At 68.3% G+C, this 2,237-nt stretch carries 1 protein-coding gene and 2 tRNA genes; 2 read left to right on the forward strand and 1 reads right to left on the reverse strand.

Features of this window, described 5'->3' with window-relative positions; translation table 11 throughout:
• Positions 1–102 precede the first annotated feature (102 nt).
• Positions 103–173: transfer RNA gene (locus ACFWXO_RS17505), tRNA-Gly, on the reverse strand.
• A 170-nt stretch (positions 174–343) separates the two neighbouring features.
• On the opposite strand from ACFWXO_RS17505, the gene ACFWXO_RS17510 reads away from it, so the two are divergent.
• Positions 344–417 (forward strand) — tRNA-Pro (locus ACFWXO_RS17510).
• Positions 418–712: 295 nt separating this feature from the next.
• Positions 713–2,101, forward strand: a complete 1,389-nt coding sequence (tig, locus tag ACFWXO_RS17515) for a trigger factor (protein WP_380403547.1) — start codon at positions 713–715, stop codon at positions 2,099–2,101.
• The last annotated feature ends 136 nt before the right edge of the window (positions 2,102–2,237 follow it).

Genomic DNA, 2,237 nt, shown 5'->3' on the forward strand with positions numbered 1-2,237 from the left:
TCTTCTTTCTTACCTTGTTTTTGTTTTGGTGGGGGGGTGTTGTTTGTGTTTTCTTCTCTCTCGTGCGGGTTGTGGGGGTCCCCCCGGGGCCCGGGCCGGAAGAGCGGGTGACGAGAATCGAACTCGCGTGACTAGTTTGGAAGACTAGGGCTCTACCATTGAGCTACACCCGCGCGAAGCCGCCGACCGTTCCCGGTCGGAAGTTCGGGGGACAGCGTACCCGCTCCGGTCCCTTCCGTGCACACCGCACTCCGCGCGCACCCCCTTCCGCGATGCTCCCGCCGTGCCCCGAATAAGTCGACGAGCCGTACAGGCCCGGCGTGTACGCTTCCTCTCGGCACCACGGGGTGTGGCGCAGTTTGGTAGCGCGTCCGCTTTGGGAGCGGAAGGCCGTCGGTTCGAATCCGGTCACCCCGACAGTGCGGCAGGGTCTCGCCCACCGGGGCGGGGCCCTGTTCTGTTCGGGCGGTACGGTGGCGCCTGGCGTCCGCCTTTCGTGGTACCGGTAGGATGGGGCGCTGGCGGTAGTCCCTGTGGCGTCAACCCAGGTCAACCGCCCGAGGGCGAGGAGTCAAGCTCACCGTCCACCCACACGGGAGATGCAGCTCCAACCGCCCATCGCCCGTCTCGTCCGACCCACCCGTACCGGCTCCGGCCGGGCGTGCGGGCCGGGCGGAGACAACCTGACCGCAAGCCCCTAGGAGACCTAACCGTGAAGAGCGCCGTCGAGACTCTGAACCCGACCCGGGTTCGACTCACCGTCGAGGTGCCCTTCGAGGAGCTCAAGCCCAGCCTCGACGCGGCGTACAAGAAGATCAACCAGCAGGTCACGGTTCCGGGCTTCCGCAAGGGCAAGATCCCGGCTCGCGTCATCGACCAGCGCTTCGGCCGCGGTGCCGTGCTGGAGGAGGCCGTCAACGACGCCCTGCCGCGCTTCTACACGCAGGCCGTCGACGAGGGCAAGATCGAGGTCCTCGGCCAGCCCGACATCACCAACATCGAGGGTGTCGAGAAGATCGCCGACGGTGGTGACCTCAAGTTCACCGCCGAGGTGGACATCCGCCCGGAGATCACCCTGCCGGAGTTCTCCTCCATCGAGGTGACCGTCGACCCGATCGTCGTCTCCGACGAGGACATCGAGAAGTCCCTCGAGCAGCTGCGCGAGCGCTTCTCCTCGGTCAAGGACGTCGAGCGCGCCGCCGCCGAGGGCGACATCGTGGTCGTCGACCTGATCGCCAAGGTCGACGGCGAGGTGCCGGACGACGGCACCGCCACGGGCGTCAGCTACGAGATCGGCTCGGGCCGCCTCATCGACGGCATCGACGAGGCCGTGCTCGGCCTGTCGGCCGGCGCGGAGAAGACCTTCGAGACCGAGCTCAAGGGTGGCACCCAGGCCGGCAAGACCTCCGAGGTCACCGTCACCGTCACGGCCGTCCAGGAGAAGGAGCTGCCGGAGCTGGACGACGAGTTCGCCCAGCTGGCCAGCGAGTTCGACAGCCTGGAGGACCTGCGTGCCGACTCCCGCAAGCGCCTGGAGCGCATGAAGGAGTACGACCAGGCCACCCAGGCCCAGGAGAAGGTCCTCGACGCGCTGCTCACGCTGGTTGAGATCGAGTACCCCGAGAAGCTCCTGAAGGACGAGATCGAGACCCGCAAGCACAACCTCGAGCACCACCAGCTCGAGCCGATGGGTCTGAACATCGACACCTACCTGGAGACCCAGGGCAAGTCCCGCGAGGAGTGGGAGGCGGAGATCGAGGAGCAGGCGAAGAAGGGCATCAAGACCCAGTTCGTCCTGGACCAGATCGTCGCCAACGAGGAGCTGGGGGTCAACCAGGAGGAGCTCACCGAGCACCTCATCCGCCGTGCGGCCGGCTCCGGCCTCACCCCGGACCAGTTCGCCCAGCAGGTCGTCCAGGGCGGTCAGGTTCCGCTGCTGGTCGGCGAGGTCGCCCGCGGCAAGGCGCTGGCCACCGTGGTCGAGGCCGCCAAGGTCGTCGACACCGAGGGCAACGAGATCAACTTCGACGACGAGGACGAGACGGCCGAGACCGTCGAGGCCGCCGCCGAGGAGAAGACCGAGGAGAGCACCGAGGCCTGAGTGCCCCGGTAGCCCCCTGAGGCGCTGCAACGGGGCCGGGGGGGCCCCCGCCGGGGGGGGGCGCGGGGGGGCCCCCCCCCCCCCCCGCGGGGCCCCGGCCCGCCGGCGGACAGGGACACAGCTCTGTGGGGGATTT

It is taken from the genome of Kitasatospora sp. NPDC059088 (genome assembly GCF_042738155.1).
Classification (GTDB): domain Bacteria; phylum Actinomycetota; class Actinomycetes; order Streptomycetales; family Streptomycetaceae; genus Kitasatospora.